Genomic DNA, 18,895 nt, shown 5'->3' on the forward strand with positions numbered 1-18,895 from the left:
GTTGTCCTCACCCGTGCCATGAATTCCACAGCGCCGCATACGGACCGTCCGCCGCCACGAGTTCGTCGTGGCTGCCCAGTTCCGTGATGCGGCCGCCCTCGACGACCGCGATGACATCGGCGTCATGGGCGGTGTGCAGACGGTGGGCGATGGCCACCACCGTGCGGCCGTCCAGGACCTTGCCCAGGGAGCGCTCCAGGTGACGGGCCGCGCGCGGGTCGAGCAGGGACGTCGCCTCGTCCAGGACCAGGGTGTGGGGATCGGCGAGTACCAGGCGTGCCAGGGCGATCTGCTGGGCCTGGGCCGGAGTCAGCGGGTGGCCGCCCGAGCCGACCTCGGTGTCCAGGCCGGCGTCCAGCGCCCGGGCCCACTCGTCGGCGTCCACCGAGCCCAGCGCCGCCCACAGTTCGCCGTCCGTGGCGCCCTGCCGGGCGAGCCGGAGGTTGTCGCGGAGCGATCCCACGAAGACGTGGTGCTCCTGGTTGACCAGCGCCACCTGCTCGCGCACCCGCTCGGCCGACATCGCCGCGAGCTCGGCGCCGCCCAGGGTGACGGTGCCCGTGCGGGGGCCGTAGACGCCGGCCAGCAGCCGGCCCAGGGTGGACTTGCCGGCACCGGACGGCCCCACGAGTGCCAGCCGGCTGCCCGGCCGGATCCGCAGCGAGACCTCGCGCAGTACATCGACGTCGGCGTGGTAGCCGAAGGTCACCTCCTCGGCGTGGACGGCACGACCCTGGGGCGACTGCGCCGGACCGGCGGGCTCCGGTTCGATCTCCCGGACGCCGACGAGCCGGGCGATGGACACCTGCGCCACCTGTAGCTCGTCGTACCAGCGCAGGATCATGCCGACCGGCTCGACCATCATGTGCGCGAGCAGCGCACCCGTCGTCAGCTGTCCCGGCGTGATCCAGCCCTGGATGACGAACGCTCCGCCCAGCATCAGGACGGCACCGAGCAGCACCACATGCGTCAGATCGACGACGGGGAAGAGGACCGAGCGCAGGTAGAGCGTGTAGCGCTCCCACTGGGTCCAGGCGCGGATGCGCTGTTCGGAGAGCGCGATCCGGCGGGCGCCGAGCCGGTGGGCCTCGATGGCGCGCCCGGCGTCGACCGATTCGGCGAGTACGGCGGACACCGCCGCGTATCCGGCGGCCTCCGAACGGTAGGCGCTCGGTGCCCGCTTGAAGTACCAGCGACAGCCGACGACCAACAACGGCAGCGCGACCAGGACCGAGAGCGCGAGCGGGGGCGCGGTGGCCGTGAGCCCGCCGAGCAGCAGGGCCACCCACACCACTCCGATGGACAGCTGTGGTACGGCCTCGCGCATCGCGTTGGAGAGTCGGTCGATGTCCGTGGTGATCCGGGACAGCAGATCACCCGTGCCGGCCCGCTCCAGGACACCGGGCGGCAGGGCGACGGACCGTACGAGGAAGTCCTCGCGGAGGTCCGCCAGCATGCGCTCGCCGAGCATCGCACCACGGAGCCGCACCATCCGGACGAAGACCGTCTGGAGGGCCAGAGCCAGGGTGAACAGCGCGAGGGTGCGCCCGAGGTGGAGGGTGCGCGCACCCGCGGCCAGGTCCTCCACCACGCCGCCGAGCAGGTACGGACCGACCATGGAGGCGATGACCGCGGCCGCGTTGACGGTGATGAGCACCGTGAAGGCGGTGCGGTGGCGGCGGATCAGTCCGGCGACGTAGCGGCGTACGGTGGCCGGTGAGCCGACGGGCAGGGTGGTGCGGGTCTGGGGGGCGTCCGGATCGTGCTCCGGTGGCGCCAGGCCGATCATGCGCTCTCCTCGATCTGATCCTCTTCGTTCTGCTGGCCCTGCTGCTTCTGCTTCCGCTGGTCCTGCTCGCTCGTGAGGAGCTTCCGGTCCACCGAAGCCGTCCCTGCCGCACGCCCCGCCCGCCGCTCCTGGCCCGTGTCCGCCCAACCGGCCTGCTGGGCGGCGTCGATGAGCTCCGCCCCGTCGGCCGGGAGGCGGGGCGGTTCCGTCTCCCCCTCCGAGGCCCGGGTGACCACGGCCCGGTAGGCGGGCTGGCGGTCCAGCAGTTCCCGGTGCGGAGCCTCGGCGACGACCTTGCCCTCGTGCAGGAAGGCCACCTGGTCCGCCACTTCCAGCAGTAGCGGGCTGGAGGTGAGCACCACCGTCGTACGACCCGTCCTGATCCGGCGGAGTCCGGCGGCGATCCGGGTTTCGGTGTGTGCGTCGACGGCGCTGGTCGGTTCGTCGAGGACCAGCACCTCCGGGTCGGTGACCAGGGACCGGGCCAGCGCCAGCCGTTGGCGCTGGCCGCCGGAGAGCGACCGGCCGCGTTCGGTGATGTGGGTGCGCATCGGGTCGCCGGAGTCGTCCACGGACGCCTGGGCGAGTGCGGTGAGGACATCGGCGCACTGCGCCGCGGAGAGCGCCTCGGTGGCCGGTACCCGCCCGGAGGACGGGATGTCCAACAGCTCGCCGAGGGTTCCGGAGAGCAGCATGGGGTCCTTGTCCTGCACCAGTACGGCCCGCCGGGCGGTGTCGCGGGGCAGGTCGTCCAGCGACGTGCCGCCGAGGGTGACCGGCAGCGGGCCCGCCGCGCCGCCGTCCTCGTCGCCGCGCGGCGGGTGGCCGCCGAGGCGTTCGGCGAGCCGGCCGGCGGCGTCGGGGTCACCACAGACCACCGCGGTCAGCCGACCGGCCGAAGCGGTCAGGCCGCTGAGCGGGTCGTGCAGAGCACCGGACGGGTCCGCCTCCGGGGCGCTGCCGAGGCCACCGGCCGGCCGGTGCTGCGCCAGGACCCGGGCCGTGCGGGTGGCCGACGGCCGGGCGAAGGAGAAGGCCTGGGCGATCTCTTCGAAGTGGCGGAGCGGGAAGAGCAGGAAGGTGACCGCGCTGTAGATGGCGACCAGTTCACCGACCGTCACCTGGCCGGCGAGGGCGAGCTCGGTGCCGTACCAGACCACCGCGATGAGCAGCAGGCCCGGCAGCACGACCTGGACGGCCGAGATCAACGACCACATCCGTGCGCTGCGGACCGCGGCCCTGCGCACCTCCTGGGAGGCGCTGCGGTAGCGGCCGAGGAAGAGCTCCTCGCCACCGATCCCGCGCAGTACGCGCAGTCCGGCCACGGTGTCGGACGCCAGCTCGGTGGCTCGGCCGGCCTTCTCGCGCTGGGCGTCGGCGCGCCGGATGGCCGGCGGCAGCAGCGGCAGCACGGCCAGCGCCAGGACGGGCACACCGAGGGTGACCAGGACACCGAGCTGCGGCTGGCGGACGACCAGGACGAGGGAGACGGCGACCGCGGCGACCGCCGCCGCACCGAACCGGGAGACCGCCTCCACGAACCAGCCGATCTTCTCCAGGTCGCCGGTGCTCACGGTCACCAGTTCTCCGGCCGCCACCCGTCGGGTCATGGCCGAGCCCAGCTCGGTGGTCTTGCGGGCGAGCAGTTGCTGCATCCGGGCGACGGCGGTGATCCAGTTGGTGACGGCGGTGCGGTGCAGCATCGTGCCGCCGAGCGCGATCAGCGCGCCCAGCATCAGCACCAGGCCGCCGGCGAGCGCGAGCCGCCCGCCGTCGCGGTCCACCACGGCCTGCACGGCGAGGCCCATCGGCAGCGGGAAGGAGGCGATGGCACCGAAGTTGACCAGCCCCCAGAACAGGGCCTTGAGCTGCCCGCCGAGCTGGCTTCGGCAGAGCCACCGCAGGAAGGCACCTCCGGAGCGGACGTCCGGGACGCCGGGGTCGGGGTACGGAAGATCGCGAATGTGCATGATGTCCCATGCGGAGTCGTGGTGGGCGGTCGGCGGCGCGCCGTCCCGGCAGGCGGAATGCCCTCTCGCCCGGTCTCGTCGGTGGCGGAGGTGCTGGAAGCCTGGCCCGCGGAGTGACCTGATTTCAAACGGTTTTTCCGCTGCGCCCGTAGGTTTCGGACAACCGGGCGCGGAGCGGTGGGCAGCGGACGGGTGCTGAACCGCCGTCAGGCCCGTGGTGCGACCATGGGGGGCATGCGAACAGCGGGCGTGCGGATGGCGGCGGTGGCCGCGGCGGGACTGGTCCTCCTGGCGGGCTGCGGCGGCGGCACCGGTGGCCGGGGCGCGGGCAAGGACGACGGTGCGGGCAAGGGGGAGCGCCCCGGCGGCCCGGCCCGCGGGGCGTCGGCGACCACCCACCTGAAGAACATCCCCGAGGTCGGTACGGCCCTGCGGTCGCGCATCCCCGCCGGGTCCCGCCAGGTCGTGGCGGTCTACGGCAAGGGCGTGGACTCCCCGGACGCCACCGTCGTCCTCTATGAGAAGAACGCCAAGGGCTGGGACCGCAAGGGGAGTTGGCCGGCGCACAACGGCCGCCGGGGCTGGACGCCGGACCATCACGAGGGCGACAAGCGCAGCCCCGTGGGGGTCTTCCCGCTGACCGACGCGGGCGGCGTGCTCGCGGACCCCGGCGCCAAGCTGCCCTATGCGCACTCCTCGGCGTTCACCCCGCCGTCGTACTGGTCCCGGAACACCCGGCATGACTTCGACTATGTCGTGGCGATCAACTACAACCGGGTCGCCGGGACTTCGCCGCTCGACCCGACGCGTCCGCAGGGTCAGTCCAAGGGCGGCGGCGTCTGGCTGCACATGGATCACGGCAGCGGGACCTCGGCCTGTGTGAGCGTCTCCAGGTCCGCGATGCAAACGCTGCTGCGCGCCCTCGATCCGGCGCGGCACCCCGTCGTGGTGATGGGGGACCGGGCGCACCTCTCGGCCTGACGGGCCTCCGGGGCGGGGTGGTACGAGGGGAGGAAGCGGGGCCTTGCGGTCTTCTGCGGGCACATCCGCAGGTTCCGCGCAGTTCGCCTTGGATCAAGCTCCAAGGTTTTCCCGGGGGTTGTCCTGGCTCTTTCGTGGTGAATACCAAGCGGCCATAGTGACGGATCTCGGAAGTCCACTTCCGCATCACAGAATTCCGTCCATGGAGGGGTGTCCGTGCCGCACGCCACCGGAACGCTCATTCGCCGCGCGGGACATGTCCTGCGCACCAGCCTGTTCGCCCAGGTACTGCTCGCGCTGGTCCTCGGTGTCCTCGTCGGACGCCTGTGGCCGCAGGCGGGATCGTCGCTGCAGCCGCTCGGCGACGGCTTCGTCCGTCTGATCAAGGCGGTGATCGCCCCGCTCGTGTTCTGTGTCGTGGTCGCCGGTATCAGCAAGGCGGGCGACCTCAAGGCCTTCGGGCGCATCGGGCTCAAGGCCCTGGTGTGGTTCGAGGTGGCGAGCGGCCTCGCGCTGGTCATCGGCCTGGTGGCCGCCAATGTCTTCGCCCCCGGTGCCGGGATGCACATCGATCCGGCCTCGCTGGACAAGGGCGCCGTCGACGCGAAGACCGGTGGCGCGCACCTCCCCTCAGCCGCCCAGTTCGTCCTTGAGGCGCTGCCGGACAGCGCCGTCGGCGCGTTCGCCGAGAACGCGCTGCTGCAGGTCCTGGTGCTGGCCTGTCTGGTGGGCGCGGCGCTGCTGCACCTCGGCCAGGAGAAGGTGCCACAGCTCCTGCCGCTGATCGAGCAGGCCCAGCAGGTGGTGTTCACCGTGGTCGGCTACCTCATGAAGCTCGCCCCGCTCGCGGTCCTGGGCGCCACCGCGCACCTCGTCGGGGAGTACGGACTGGGCGCGATGTCGACGTACGGCAAGCTGATCGCGGTCTGTTACGGCGTCGCCCTGGTCTTCCTGGCCCTGCTCGGCGTCGCCCTCAAGGCCGTCACCGGGCTGAGCCTGTGGAAGTTCGTCCGCTACACCCGCGAGGAGCTGCTGCTGGCGCTGGGCACCGGCTCCAGCGAGACCGTGCTGCCCCGGATGATGCAGAAGTTGCGGGCCGCCGGCTGCCGGGACGACGCGGTGGGCCTGGTGCTGCCGACCGGCTACTCGTTCAACCTCGACGGTGCCTCGATCTACCTCTCCATCGGGACGCTCTTCATCGCCCAGGCCATCGGCGTCGATCTCTCGCTGGGCCAGCAGATCACCGTCGTCCTGGTGCTGATGCTGACCAGCAAGGGCATGGCCGGGGTGCCGGGTTCGGCGTTCCTGGCGCTGTCCGCGACCGCGTCCGCCCTGGGCGTGATCCCCGCCGCGGCGGTGGCCCTGCTGCTGGGCGTGGACCGGATCATGGACTCGATGCGGGTGGCGACCAATCTGCTCGGCAACTGCGTGGCGGTCTTCGCGGTCTCCCGCTGGGAGGGCGCCCTCGACCGGGTCACCGCGAAGCGGGTCCTCGGCGGTGGGCCGGCGCCGGGGCCGGCGGAGCGGACGGCGCCGGCCGAGGAGCGGCCGAGGACGCCGGACGCCGCGCCGATGACGACCTCCGAGAGCTGACGCACGCAGCGGCCGCGGGGCCCGGCGGACGGCATCGCCCGCCGGACACCGCGGAGTTCGGGCCTCCCTGGCGCCCAGGGTCTGCACCCGCATCCCGCCCGTCGCCGGCCCCCGCGCGATGGCTTCCCTGATCCCCGACGTGGACCCGCTGCAGCTGCCGGCCGCGGTCTTCGGGCGGGGCCGCGAGATGTGCTGTCCGCACCAACCGCGGCCACCGCGTGAAGGCGGCGGCCGATCTTCTCGGTGAGTCACTCGACGCCGGACAGGTCGGCGTCACGCAGGCCGTCCCACAGGGGGGCCCATTTGTCATCCCTATCGATATTCGATAGATTTCCATCGCGATTCGATCAGGGGAGTGGCAGTGGGAAAGCTGACAGTGCTCGCGCTGCGCGCCGTGATGGTGGCGCTGCACGCCGGGGCGGTGCTCGCCCAGGCGGTGATGGTGGCGATGCTGACGGGCGCTATGGAGGAGAACCTCTTTGCGGACCGCGGCACTCCGGTCCTCGTGATCACAGTCCTGGGCGTCGTGACGGTCCAGGTCGTCCTGGTCTGCGTGTGGCGGCTGGTGACGATGGCGCAACGCGGAACCGTGTTCTCCCACGCCGCATTCCGCTACGTCCATCTCGTGATCGGTGCGTTCGTGGCGGCCGCGCTCCTGGTGTTCGCGCTCGGAGCGGTCCTGGCGTCGAGCGAGGTCGTGCCCCCGGGCGTTGTGGCCCTGCTGGGCGGGGTTTGCCTGGCGGTCTTCGGTGTCGCGCTCATCGTGCTCGTGCTGCGGATGCTGCTCGCCCAGGCCGTCGCACGCGACGTCGAGGCGTCGCAGCTGGGGGCCGAGTTGGCCGAGGTGATCTGATGCCGATCGTCGTCGACATCGACGTGATGCTGGCCAGGCGGAAGATGTCCGTGGGCGAACTGGCGGACCGGGTGGGGATCACACCCGCCAACCTGGCGGTGCTCAAGAACGGCCGCGCCAAGGCGGTGCGCTTCACCACGCTCGCCGCGCTGTGCGAGGTGCTCGAGTGCCAGCCCGGAGACCTGCTGCACTGGGAGTCCGATGACCCCGGGGACGAGGACAGCGCTGCGCACGAGTCTGGCGCATCCGTCCCGGCCAGTTCCTCGCCGTGACGCCCGCAGCCGCGCTGGCTGGCCTCCTGCACACGATCACCAGGCATGGCGCCCTCGATCATCCCTGCGGCGCGACCCGCTCCGCCTGATCTTCGGCAAGCTCCCAGGTGACGACCTGACCGCGACGTCCGCACACCTCACCCTCGCGGCGCAGGCCGCCCGTACCGCCCGCCGCCGGTCGGCGCCTGCCGCGCGCCGAACGCACCAATGACGGACTCCACAAGGAACAGACGAGACCATGACGACAGCACGCCTCTCTTGCCGTCTCGGGGCCACAGAAAGTACCGACGTGCTGGTGGTCGGGGCCGGACTGGCCGGACTGAACACCGCCACACTCCTCGCCCGACAAGGCCACGACGTGCTTCTGGTCGAACGCCGAACCAGTCTTGCCGGCGCGATCCGCACCACAGGAATCTTCGTACGGAAGACACTCGACGACTTCCCGCTGCCCCCAGACTGCCTCGGACCACCGATCCGACGCGTGGTCCTCTACCCCCCTGACCTGCGCCGCCCGGTCAGCCTCACCAGCCACCGCGACGAGTACCGGGTGGGCGACATGGCACCGCTCTACGAAGCATCGGCCGCCACCGCGGTTGACGCCGGCGTACGCATGGCACTGGGCACGCGCTACGTGGGCCGACAGGGCAACATCTTCCACCTGGCCGGTCGCGACGGACCGACCGCAGTCCGGGCCCGCTTCATCGTCGGCGCCGACGGGGCCCGCTCAAGAGTCGCCCGCGACCTCGCTCTCGACCGTAACCACCACCTGATCGTCGGCGCCGAAGAGGTCTTCGAACTACCCGGAAGCGACCAGCCGCCGACATTCCACTGCGTACTCGACCCCTCACTCGCCCCCGGCTACCTGGCCTGGGTAATCAACGACGGGCAACACGCCCACGTCGGAGTCGCAGGCTATGCCGACCGCTATCCAGACGGGCTTCGCCGTGCGATGGAGCAGTTCAGCGCCTCAGCGCCCGGACTGACCGGCATCGAACGTCCCGAAAAAGTGGAGCGGCGCGCAGGCCCCATACCCGTCGGCGGCCTGCTGCGCCGGATCAGCTGCGCCGACGGGCTTCTCGTGGGGGATGCAGCAGGCGCGGTCTCCCCACTCACCGCCGGTGGCCTGGACCCGTGTCTACGGCAGTCGAAACTCGCAGCCGAGGTCCTCAACGACGCACTGCGCACCGGAAAACCGGACACGATGACCAACTACGACGGAGCCGCACTCCGCCCCCACTTCCGCGGACGACTCATGCTGCGCCGGGCATTGGCCCACGTGCGGACGCCTACCACAGCAGCAGCGGCATTCACCCTGCTACGCACACCATTCGGCCGGGCCGCGGCAAGCCGAGTCCTCTTCGGCGACAGATCCTTCCCCGACCCCACCCCCAAGTGAAATCACCGAGCGAGAGGCCAAGTCATGCCTTCATTTCCCATACCAGCAGCCACGAAGCTCATCACCATGATGGCGGGGCTGGTTGTTACCGGTGGACTCCTGTCGGGCTGCGCTACCGAGAGTTCCGACGTTACGTACAAGGCCTGGACTGAAGGGGGCAACCTGCAATCCGTCAGGCACGACTACACCGATGGCCTTGACGGGGCGGTAAGCATGCCGGCCAAGGTGAGCGGAGCCAAATGGAGCGCACGGGAGGACGGCGGGCACGCTCCTCGCCTCAAGGCCGTGCCTACGGGCAAGGGCGTGGCGCACTGCCTCCTGATGGAGGGCAACAACCGCGTTCTGGACCAGAAGAAGGGCGCAGCGGGCCAGCCGGTGACCTGCTCCGCCCGGCGGTAGCGCACGGCCCTCCGCTTTCCCGCCGTGCGCAACGTTCCGTTCGGATCGGATCCGTTCCGACCCTCACGAGCAACCGTGAGGGGAGCGGCTGAACGGATGGATCGCTGATGTCTGCGTCGACGAGCAGTGCGGCTTGGCCTCCTTCGCCACCGCGCTGCTCGTTGACCTCGACGCCCTCGAGCAACCGGCCGCTCACGTCCCCAGGCGGCCAGCGGCTGGAGTGCGTCGTTGAGGCGCATGCCGTCCTCGGTCAGTGAGTACTCGACGCGGGGGGGCACCTCGTCGTAGGAGACGCGGTGTACGACGCCGTCCGCTGGCCTCTCACGTAGGTGAGAGGCCAGCACCTTCTCGGTGATCCCCGGAAGCAGTCGACGCAGCTCACCGAAGCGGCGGCAGGGAGGCTCGTACAGCGCCCAGCGGATCAGCCCCTTCCACTTGCCGCCGATCACCTCCATCGCGGTGTCGATCCCACAAGCGTGTCCGTCTGGTGCGCTCGGCCGGTTCGGCGTCGTCATGCCCCACCCTTCTGACGTGCTCGCTCACCCCGGGGTAACCACCCACTCGTAAGTGCGTACTTGATCACCTCTGGGCCCGTGACCAGCCTAATCGGCATGGCCGGCACGCCGACCTTCCTGAGCACCGCCGAGCAGCAGGGTGCCAGCCCGGAATTGCTCAGCCCGTACTTCGAGCTGGTGCGCCGCCGCCTGGCCGAGGGCAGCGGAGAGGAAGACTTGACGGGCGTGATCGACCTGCTGGTGCACTGACCGGCCGCTTGCCGCCCCAGAGGCGACCGTGCTGGTCACAGTCTTCAACGCGTAGCTGTGACCAGCACGTGCACTACACCCCACCGGCCCTGTCGACCTACCCCTGCGGCTTCGGCGAGTCCATCCCGGGGCGGGTCTTCTTCCACAGTCCGCGGGTGAAGTCGGGGATCTCCTGCGGGGTGCCCCCCGCCTTGATGGAGCGGTCGCTCAGCGGCACCGGCGCGGTCCACGTCGCCGCGTCGTAGACGTCGAAGTCTGGTACCAGGCCCAGTCGCATGCACTGCATCAGCCGGAAGACCAGCATGTAGTCCATTCCGCCGTGCCCGCCGGGCGGGTTGGCGTGCTCCTTCCACAGCCAGTGGTCCCACTCCGCGTACCTGCTGAAGTCGCCCCACTCGTCGTTGCTCTGGTCCGGCTCGATGTAGATCCGCTCGGGGTAGTCCTCGAAGACGCCCTTGGTGCCGCCGAGGCTGTTGATCCGGCTGTAGGGGTGCGGGGTGGAGACGTCGTGCTCCAGCCGGATCACCCGGCCCTTGGCGGTCTGCACCAGGCTGACCGTCCGGTCGCTCTCGATGTACGACTCCTTCCAGCTGGGGTCGCCGGCCGGCATGTGCTCCTTGCGGTAGGCGGCCAGCCCCAACGCCTGGGTGCCGAAGCTGGAGATGCGTACGGCGCGGTCGCCGCGGTTGATGTCCATGTAGTTGGCGACCGGGCCGAACCCGTGGTTGGGGTAGAGGTCGCCGCGGAGCCGGGTGTGCCACAGCCGGCGCCACGGCCCCTCGTAGTACGTGGGGTCGAACATCAGCCCGCGCAGGTCGTGGAGGTACGCGCCGGCGCCGTGCAACAGCTCGCCGAACAGCCCGGCGTGCGCCATCCGCAGCACCCGCATCTCATTCCTGCCGTAACAGCAGTTCTCCAGCTGCATGCAGTGTCTGCGGGTCCGCTCGGAGAGGTCGACCAGCTCCCACAGCTGGTCCAGGCGCAGTGCGATCGGGCATTCCACGCCCACATGCTTGCCGTTCAGCATCGCCGCCCTGGCCATCTCGAAGTGCCGGTCCCAGGGCGTGGCCACATAGACGAAGTCGACATCGCCGCGCTTGCAGAGGTTCTCGAAGTCCTGCTCGCCGTTGGTGTAGACGGCGGGCGCGGGCTGCCCGGCGGTGGTGACCTTCTTGGCGGCCTTGGCGGTCTTCTCCTTGACCGGGTCGCAGAGCGCGACCACGCGTACGCCCGGGACCGCGAGAAAGAGGTCGATCATGGTGCCACCGCGGTTGCCCAGGCCGACGATGCCCACCCGCACGGTGGAGCGCGACTCGAAGGGCACCCCGATCATGGTCTTGCCCCGGGCCTCGGGGGCCGAGGCGGCGGCCGGGGCGGAGTCTGCCGCGCCGGTGCCGGTTCCGGTGCCGGTTCCGGTGCCGGCCGCTGCGGCCTGATGCGCCGTCAGGCCGCCGAGGGACAGGCCGGCACCCGCGGCGCCGGCGGTCCACAGCACCGAACGGCGGCTGGGCCCAGGCTCGTTGTGGTCGTGGTTCTGCGATGGTGCCTCGTTCATCGATCCTCCAGGAGCAGTGGTGCGCCGGGGCATGGGTGAACCTCGGTCAGGACCCTGTCGGGCGGCGGCCGGCGGCACAAGAGGGCCGATGGATCCCCGTACCGGCGGACTTGGACTCTTTGCCGTCATAACTGCCGGTACCGGCAATGTGTTGCTGCAACATCGCTCGCGCATCCGGCAGCATCTTTCGCAAGTCACTGAAAAGACTTGCGGAAAGGGTTGACGTGTCCACGAGGTGAACGGCAGGCTCCGTACGGAATCCCCCCACGGCGGCCTGGCGCGTGGCTGCTCCCGTGGGCGCGGTGCGGTACCACCGCGCCTGTTGACGAAGGAGCCGCAAGATGCAGCAACGTTCCCGTGTGCTCGGCGGGGCGGTGGCCGGAGTGCTGGCCGCGGTCGGCCTCGCCACCTTCGCGCCGTGGCCCTCCGAGGCCACCCCGCCGGGTGAGAAGACCGTCACGGCCACGATGTTCGAGCGGAAGTACACCGATGTCGCCCAGGCCTGCACCGATCAGCTGGGCCCGGCCGGCTACGGCTATGTGGAGGTCTCACCGGCGTCCGAGCACATCCAGGGCGACCAGTGGTGGACCTCGTACCAGCCCGTCAGCTACAAGATCGCCGGGCGGCTGGGGGACCGGGACGCCTTCGCCTCGATGATCCGGGCCTGCCACGGTGCGGGCGTCAAGGTCATCGCGGACGCCGTCATCAACCACATGGCCGCCGGATCCGGCACCGGCACCGGCGGCACCCAGTACACCAAGTACGGCTACCCCGGCACCTATCAGGACCGCGACTTCCACGGCTGCCGCAAGAGCATCTCCGACTACACCAACCGCGACGACGTCCAGAACTGCGAACTCGTCAACCTCGCCGACCTCGACACCGGCAGCGACCACGTCCGCAGCACCATCGCCGGCTACCTCGACGACCTGCGCGCGCTGGGCGTGGACGGCTTCCGGATCGACGCCGCCAAGCACGTCTCCGCCACCGACGTCGCCGCCATCAAGGCCAAGATGAAGGACCCCGGTTACTGGGTGCAGGAGGTCATCTACGGCGCCGGCGAGGCGGTCCGGCCCGACGAGTACACCGGTATCGGCGACGTCGACGAGTTCCGCTACGGCAGCCACCTCAAGAGCGCCTTCCAGGGCGGCGCCCTCGCCCAGCTCAAGTCCGTCGCGGACGGCAAGCTCGGTGGCGACCGGGCCCGTACCTTCGTCGACAACTGGGACACCGAGCGCAATGGCTCGACCCTCACGTACAAGGACGGCGCGGCCTACACCCTCGCCAACGTCTTCATGCTGGCCTCGCCGTACGGCTCGCCGAACGTCTACTCCGGCTACGAGTGGACCGACAAGGACGCCGGGCCGCCGAGCGGCGGCGACGGCTGGACGAACGAGCACGCCAAGCCGGAGATCACCGGGATGGTCGGCTTCCGGAACGCCGTGGGCTCCGCGGAGCTGACCGACTGGTGGGACAACGGCGGGAACGCGCTGGCCTTCGGGCGGGGCAAGGCCGGCTTCGTCGTGATCAACAACGGTGACGGCGCGCTGGACCGGACGTTCACCACCCCGCTGCCGGCCGGGACCTACTGCAATGTGGTCAAGGCCGCCCCCAAGGACTGCGCCGGCGACACCGTCACCGTCGGCGACGACGGCACGGCCCGGATGAGCGTCCCGGCCAAGAGCGCGGTGGCCCTGCACCTCACCCGCTGAGCCCCGCTGCGGGCGGTCCGGCGCGCGCCGCCGGAGGACCCCACACCCACGGGGCGGCGCCGCCGCCCGCACCGTCCGGCCGCCCGCACCTGCCGGGCGCCCGCACCTGCCGGGCGCTCCGGCCGTTCACTCCGGCCGGGTCGCCCACTCCAGCGCCAGGAGGGCCGAGCGGTACCCGCGGCCCTCCGTCGCGTGGTCCATGCCGATCTCGCACATCCGGTTCGCCGACAGATACGCGTCGAAGTGCCGCGCGGTCACCTCCGCCGCCTCCTTCGCGGTCGCCGACTCCGTCAGCTCCCGGTGCAGCATCCCGCGGTCACCGGCGAAGGCGCAGCAGCCCGCGTCGTCCGGGACCACCACCTCCCGTGCGCAGGCCGCCGCGACCCTCCGCAAGCCCTCCTCCTCGCCCAAGTGCCGCATGGAACAGGTGGGATGGAGCACGGCCGAGTCGAGCGTACGCCGCACGGTGAGCCGCGGCAGGAGCTCCCCGGCGGCCCAGACGGGGGAGTCGACGAGGGTCATGCGGGCGTGCCGGGCCCGCTGGCCGGGCGTCAGATACGGCACGACCTCGTGGGCCAGGCCCAGCGTGCAGGAGGAGGCGTCCACGACCAGGGGGAGGCGACCGCCGTCCGTCCAGCGCCAGGCGGCCTCGACGATGCGGTGGGCCATCACCCGGTTGCCGCCCGGATAGCCCTTGGAGTGCCAGATCGTGGCGCAGCAGGTGCCAGTCACCTCCGGCGGGATCCACACCGGGCGCCCCGCCCGCTGCGACACCGCGACGACCGCCTCCGGCAGCGAGGGTCCCCGCTGCCCGGCGGGCGGGCCGAAGATCCGGTTCACACACGCCGGGTAGTAGACCGCGGCCGCGCCCGCCTGGTCCGTCGGCGGCAGTGTCCGGGGCGCCGGTCCGGGCAGCTGCGGCAGCCACTCCGGCACCAGGTCGGGGCGTACGGATCGCCGTGCGGCCCGGGTCAGCACGGTCAGGGGCCGGTCCCCGGCCCGGTTGCGGATCCGGTCCGCGGCGGCCACCGCCAACCGCGCCGATCGCTCCACCAGCCCGAAGTGCCGCGCCGACCACTCCGCGAGCCGCTCCTCGCGCGGGGAGTGCCGCCGGTGCCGGAAGTCCCGCATCAGCGCACCGGTGTCGATCCCCACCGGGCAGGCCAGCCGGCACAGCGAGTCGCCGGCGCAGGTGTCCACCGCGTCATGGCCGTACGCGTCCAGCAGTGCGGCGGTGACTGGGGAGCCCGGCGGCTGGCGGATCATCTCGCGGCGCAGCACGATCCGCTGACGGGGTGTGGTGGTCAGGTCCTGGCTGGGGCAGGCCGGTTCGCAGAAGCCGCACTCGATGCAGGGGTCGGCGACCGGCTCGACCGCGGGGAGGGTCTTCAGTCCGCGCAGGTGCGCCTCGGGGTCACGGTCCAGCAGGACGCCCGGGGCCAGGATCCCGTGCGGATCGATCAGTTCCTTGATCCGCCACATCAACTCCGTGGCCCGCGGCCCCCATTCGAGCTCCAGGAACGGCGCGATGTTCCGGCCGGTGGCGTGCTCGGCCTTCAGAGAGCCGTCGAACCGTTCGACGGTCATCCGGCAGAAGGCGTCCATGAAGGCGGCGTAGCGCGCCACGTCGCCCGGCTTCGCCGCGTCGAAGGCGAGCAGGAAGTGCAGGTTGCCGTGGGCGGCGTGCCCGGCGACCGCGGCGTCGAAGCCGTGCCGGGCCTGGAGCTCCAGCAGGGCCGTACACGCCTCGGCCAGCCGGGCCGGCGGCACCGCGAAGTCCTCGGTGATCAGCGTCGTACCGGACGGGCGGGAGCCGCCGACCGCGGTGACGAAGGCCTTGCGGGCCCGCCAGTAGCCGTCGAGCACCGCCGGGTCACGAGTGAAGGCGTTGCTGACCGACGCCACCGGCGCGACCAGTTCCAGCTCCGGCAGCAGCCGTGCCGCGGCCCGCTCGTGGGCCTGCCGGCCGGCTTCGTCGGGGGCCCGGAACTCCACCAGCAGCGCGGCGGTCCCCGGCGGCAGCGCCGCCCAGTCCGCCGGCACCCCGGCCACGCGCACCGAGGCGCGCAGCGTATGGCCGTCCATCAGTTCCACGGCCCGCGCGCCCGCCGCGGTGAACCGCGGTACGGCCGCCGCCGCGGCGCTCAGCGACGGGAAGAACAGCAGCGCGCCCACGGCGTGCCGGTCCAGCGGCAGGGTGTCGAAGACGGTCTCGGCGAGGAAGCCGAGGGTGCCCTCGGAGCCGACCATCAGGCCGCGCAGGATCCCCACCGGTGTCGCCGCGTCGAGGAAGGCGTCCAGGCGGTAGCCGTTGGTGTTCTTGATCTCGTACTTGGCGCGGATCCTGGCGACCAACTCCGGATCCGCCTCGATCTCCGCCTTGAGCGCGAGCAGCCCCGCACAGAGCGCCGGTTCGGCCCGTGCCAGCTCCTCGTCGGCGGCCGGGCCGGCGGTGTCGACGACCGTGCCGGACGGCAGTACGACGGTGGCCGAGGCCAGCGTCCGGTAGGAGTTGCGGGTGGTGCCGGCGGTCATCCCGGAGGCGTTGTTGGCGACCACTCCGCCCAGCGTGCAGGCCAGGGCGCTGGCCGGGTCGGGGCCCAGCACCCGGCCGTACCGGGCGAGCGCGGCATTGGCGCGCAGCACGGTCGTGCCCGGCCGGATCCGGGCCCGGGCACCGCCGTCGAGGACCTCGATCCCGGTCCAGTGCCGGCGGACGTCGACGAGGATGTCCTCGCCCTGCGCCTGGCCGTTGAGCGAGGTCCCGGCGGCCCGGAAGACCACGCTGCGGCCGTTGCCGTGGGCGTAGGAGAGGACCGCGGAGAGGTCGTCGAGGTCCTCGGCGACCACCACGACCTGTGGCACGAAGCGGTAGGGGCTGGCGTCGGAGGCGTAGGCGACCAGGTCGGAGAGCCGGTGGAGCACCTTGTCCGGGCCGAGCAGCGCGACCAGGTCGCGGCGCAGCGGTCCGGGGGTGCCGGACGCCCGCGCGTCGGCCACCCGGTCGGGTGCGGCGGGCCCGGCGTCGGTGGGCCGCAGGGACTGCGGGTTCGGCTCCAGCAGGGGCATGGCGGCACTCCTCCGGTCGACCGGGTGTCAGGTCAGTGCCGTTCACCCGGCCCGTCGACCAGGGTGGACAGCAGACCGCCCAGCACCTCGCGCTGCTCCGCGGTCAGGGGGGCCAGGATCTCCTCCGCCGCGGCCCGTCGGGCGCTGCGCAACGCGCGCAGTGCGGAACGTCCGGTGTCGGTCAGCTCGATCCGCACCACCCGGCGGTTGGCCGGGTCCGGCACCCGGCGCACCGCGCCGTGTGCCTCCAGCCCGTCCACCAGCGTCGTCACCGCCCGCGGCACGACCTCCAGCCGCTCGGCGAGGTCGGCCATCCGGGGCGGGGTGCCGCGGTAGTGGGCGACGATCCGCAGCAGCTGGGACTGTGCCGGGGTGAAGGCGATGTCCAGGTGCGCCAGGTGGTGCTTCTGCGCACGGTGCATCCGCCGGGTCAGCCGAACCAGCTGTTCGGCGACGTGGGAGGTGCTGACCGTCGGCTCGGGGGTGGGCATGCCCGAAGGGTATCAAGACCTGGTTCATTGTGAGTATAGGTAACAGTGAGCTAAGCTCCGTAAGATCGTGCTCTTCCGCACTCTTCCGCACTCCCGAAGGAGCCCATGCGCAGCACCGACATCGACTGGACCCCACCGCCCAAGGACCCGGAAGCCCCGGTCCCCTTGCGGCGGATCCTCGCCCTCTTCCGCCCCTACCGTGGCCGGCTGGCCCTCGTCGGCCTGCTCGTCGGCGCCTCCTCGCTGGTCTCGGTCGCCTCGCCGTTCCTGCTCCGCGAGATCCTCGACGTGGCGATCCCCGGCCGGCGCACCGGACTGCTCACCCTGCTCGCGCTCGGCATGATCGCCACCGCCGTCACCACCAGCGTCTTCGGCGTGTTGCAGACCCTGGTGTCCACCACGGTCGGCCAGCGGGTGATGCACGACCTGCGCACCGCGGTCTACGCCAAGCTCCAGCGGATGCCGCTGGCCTTCTTCACCCGCACCCGCACCGGCGAGGTCCAGTCCCGGATCGCCAACGACATCGGCGGGATGCAGGCCACGGTCACCTCCACCGCCACCTCCCTGGTCTCCAACCTCACCTCGGTGACCGCCACCGTCTGCGCCATGGTCGCGCTCGACTGGCGGCTGACCGTCGTCTCCCTCCTCCTGCTCCCGCTCTTCGTCTGGATCAGCCGCCGGGTCGGCAACGAACGCAAGAAGATCACCTCGCAGCGGCAGAAGCAGATGGCCGCGATGTCCGCGATGGTCACCGAATCGCTGTCGGTCAGCGGCATCCTGCTCGGCCGGACGATGGGCCGCGCCGACTCCCTGACCGAGCGGTTCGCCGGGGAGTCCGAGCGGCTGGTCGGCCTGGAGGTGCGCGCCAACATGGCCGGCCGCTGGCGGATGGCCACCATCGGCATCGTCATGGCCGCCATGCCCGCCCTGATCTACTGGGCCGCCGGACTGGTCCTCGAACTGGGCGGCCCGGCCTTCTCCCTCGGCACCCTCGTCGCCTTCGTCTCGCTCCAGCAGGGCCTGCTGCGCCCCACCGTCTCGCTGCTGACCACCGGCGTGCAGATGCAGACCTCGCTCGCGCTCTTCCAGCGCATCTTCGAGTACCTCGACCTGCCGGTCGCCATCACCGAGCCCGCCGAACCGGTCCACCTGACCTCCCCGCGCGGCGCCGTCCGCTTCGAGGGCGTCACGTTCGCCTACGACCCCGAGGCCGCGCCCACCCTCCACGGCGTCGACCTGACCGTCCCCGCGGGCAGCAGTCTGGCCGTCGTCGGCCCGACCGGCAGCGGCAAGAGCACCCTGAGCTACCTCGTACCGCGGCTCTACGACGTGACCGAGGGCCGGGTCACCCTCGACGGCACCGACGTCCGCGACCTGGACTTCGACACCCTGGCGCGGGCGGTCGGGGTGGTCTCCCAGGAGACCTACCTCTTCCACGCCTCGGTCGCCGACAACCTCCGCTTCGCCAAGCCGGACGCCACCGACGACGAGATCGAACGGGCCGCCAAGGCCGCCCAGATCCACGACCACATCGCCGCCCTCCCGGACGGCTACGACACCCTCGTCGGCGAGCGCGGCTACCGCTTCTCCGGCGGCGAGAAGCAGCGCCTGGCCATCGCCCGCACCATCCTGCGCGACCCGCCGGTGCTCGTCCTGGACGAGGCCACCAGTGCCCTGGACACCCGTACCGAGCACGCCGTGCAGCAGGCCATCGACGCGCTCTCCGAGGGGCGCACCACCCTCACCATCGCTCACCGCCTCTCCACCGTCCGCGACGCCGACCAGATCGTCGTCCTGGACGGCGGCCGGATCGCCGAACGCGGTACCCACGACGAGCTGCTGGCCGCCGACGGCCGCTATGCGGCGCTGGTACGGCGTGACGCACACCTCACGCCGGCCGGCGAGCAGGTGGTGACCCCATAAATGACCGGCGGGTAAGGTCGGTGGTGGGGGGGGCCGGGGCGCGGGGGGGGGGGGCGGCCCCCCCCCCCCCCCCGCCCCCCCAACCGCACTAAAACAAAAAACCACAGTTTTAAGTAGTCTTTATGGTA

Annotated in this window: 13 protein-coding genes and 2 pseudogenes; 9 read left to right on the forward strand and 6 right to left on the reverse strand. The window is 71.5% G+C overall.

Annotated elements, in window-relative coordinates; genetic code table 11:
- Window positions 1-7: 7 nt before the first annotated feature.
- Window positions 8-1,789, reverse strand: a complete 1,782-nt coding sequence (locus AB0G84_RS18705) for an ABC transporter ATP-binding protein (RefSeq protein WP_361321458.1) — start codon at window positions 1,787-1,789, stop codon at window positions 8-10.
- Entirely contained in the window at window positions 1,786-3,759 is a 1,974-nt protein-coding gene (locus tag AB0G84_RS18710; protein ID WP_361321460.1) for an ABC transporter ATP-binding protein, read from the reverse strand. The genes AB0G84_RS18705 and AB0G84_RS18710 overlap by 4 nt, the downstream gene beginning before the upstream one ends.
- A 225-nt stretch (window positions 3,760-3,984) precedes the next feature.
- Between AB0G84_RS18710 and AB0G84_RS18715 the strand changes: the two genes are divergently transcribed.
- The 6 genes from AB0G84_RS18715 to AB0G84_RS18740 all read left to right on the forward strand — a co-directional run bounded on the left by AB0G84_RS18715 (window position 3,985) and on the right by AB0G84_RS18740 (window position 9,253).
- Window positions 3,985-4,740 (forward strand): hypothetical protein, encoded by a 756-nt coding sequence (locus tag AB0G84_RS18715; protein ID WP_361321462.1) that lies wholly within the window; start codon window positions 3,985-3,987, stop codon window positions 4,738-4,740.
- Between the two features lie 216 nt (window positions 4,741-4,956).
- Complete coding sequence (locus AB0G84_RS18720) at window positions 4,957-6,333, forward strand: cation:dicarboxylase symporter family transporter (protein ID WP_361321464.1); 1,377 nt, start codon at window positions 4,957-4,959, stop codon at window positions 6,331-6,333.
- Window positions 6,334-6,694: 361 nt separating this feature from the next.
- Complete coding sequence (locus tag AB0G84_RS18725; protein WP_361321466.1) at window positions 6,695-7,186, forward strand: DUF2975 domain-containing protein; 492 nt, start codon at window positions 6,695-6,697, stop codon at window positions 7,184-7,186.
- The gene (locus AB0G84_RS18730) at window positions 7,186-7,458 is read left to right on the forward strand and encodes a helix-turn-helix transcriptional regulator (RefSeq protein ID WP_361321468.1); all 273 of its coding nucleotides are present in this window, start codon (window positions 7,186-7,188) and stop codon (window positions 7,456-7,458) included. The genes AB0G84_RS18725 and AB0G84_RS18730 overlap by 1 nt, the downstream gene beginning before the upstream one ends.
- A 238-nt stretch (window positions 7,459-7,696) precedes the next feature.
- Complete coding sequence (locus AB0G84_RS18735; protein ID WP_361321470.1) at window positions 7,697-8,854, forward strand: NAD(P)/FAD-dependent oxidoreductase; 1,158 nt, start codon at window positions 7,697-7,699, stop codon at window positions 8,852-8,854.
- A 213-nt stretch (window positions 8,855-9,067) separates the two neighbouring features.
- Window positions 9,068-9,253: a hypothetical protein gene (locus tag AB0G84_RS18740; RefSeq protein WP_361321509.1), complete on the forward strand. Its 186-nt coding sequence runs from the start codon at window positions 9,068-9,070 to the stop codon at window positions 9,251-9,253.
- A 185-nt stretch (window positions 9,254-9,438) separates the two neighbouring features.
- Here AB0G84_RS18740 and AB0G84_RS18745 read toward each other — a convergent pair.
- Window positions 9,439-9,768 (reverse strand): annotated as a pseudogene (locus AB0G84_RS18745) (helix-turn-helix domain-containing protein); the annotation flags it as partial.
- Window positions 9,769-9,846: 78 nt separating this feature from the next.
- On the opposite strand from AB0G84_RS18745, the pseudogene AB0G84_RS18750 reads away from it, so the two are divergent.
- Window positions 9,847-10,017 (forward strand): annotated as a pseudogene (locus AB0G84_RS18750) (NAD(P)-dependent oxidoreductase); the annotation flags it as partial.
- 97 nt (window positions 10,018-10,114) lie between these two features.
- On the opposite strand, the gene AB0G84_RS18755 reads toward AB0G84_RS18750, so the two are convergent.
- Entirely contained in the window at window positions 10,115-11,572 is a 1,458-nt protein-coding gene (locus AB0G84_RS18755; RefSeq protein WP_361321472.1) for a Gfo/Idh/MocA family oxidoreductase, read from the reverse strand.
- A gap of 341 nt (window positions 11,573-11,913) precedes the next feature.
- Between AB0G84_RS18755 and AB0G84_RS18760 the strand changes: the two genes are divergently transcribed.
- Window positions 11,914-13,284 (forward strand): alpha-amylase family protein, encoded by a 1,371-nt coding sequence (locus AB0G84_RS18760; RefSeq protein WP_361321474.1) that lies wholly within the window; start codon window positions 11,914-11,916, stop codon window positions 13,282-13,284.
- Between the two features lie 126 nt (window positions 13,285-13,410).
- Here AB0G84_RS18760 and AB0G84_RS18765 read toward each other — a convergent pair whose 3' ends face one another.
- Both AB0G84_RS18765 and AB0G84_RS18770 read right to left on the reverse strand, forming a co-directional pair.
- Window positions 13,411-16,353, reverse strand: a complete 2,943-nt coding sequence (locus AB0G84_RS18765; RefSeq protein ID WP_361321476.1) for an FAD-binding and (Fe-S)-binding domain-containing protein — start codon at window positions 16,351-16,353, stop codon at window positions 13,411-13,413.
- Between the two features lie 32 nt (window positions 16,354-16,385).
- Window positions 16,386-16,844 (reverse strand): MarR family transcriptional regulator, encoded by a 459-nt coding sequence (locus AB0G84_RS18770; protein ID WP_361321478.1) that lies wholly within the window; start codon window positions 16,842-16,844, stop codon window positions 16,386-16,388.
- A 105-nt stretch (window positions 16,845-16,949) separates the two neighbouring features.
- Between AB0G84_RS18770 and AB0G84_RS18775 the strand changes: the two genes are divergently transcribed.
- Window positions 16,950-18,767, forward strand: a complete 1,818-nt coding sequence (locus AB0G84_RS18775) for an ABC transporter ATP-binding protein (protein WP_361321480.1) — start codon at window positions 16,950-16,952, stop codon at window positions 18,765-18,767.
- Window positions 18,768-18,895 lie beyond the last annotated feature (128 nt).

The sequence above is a fragment of the Streptomyces sp. NPDC020742 genome (assembly GCF_040641675.1).
In the GTDB taxonomy this organism is placed as follows: domain Bacteria; phylum Actinomycetota; class Actinomycetes; order Streptomycetales; family Streptomycetaceae; genus Streptomyces.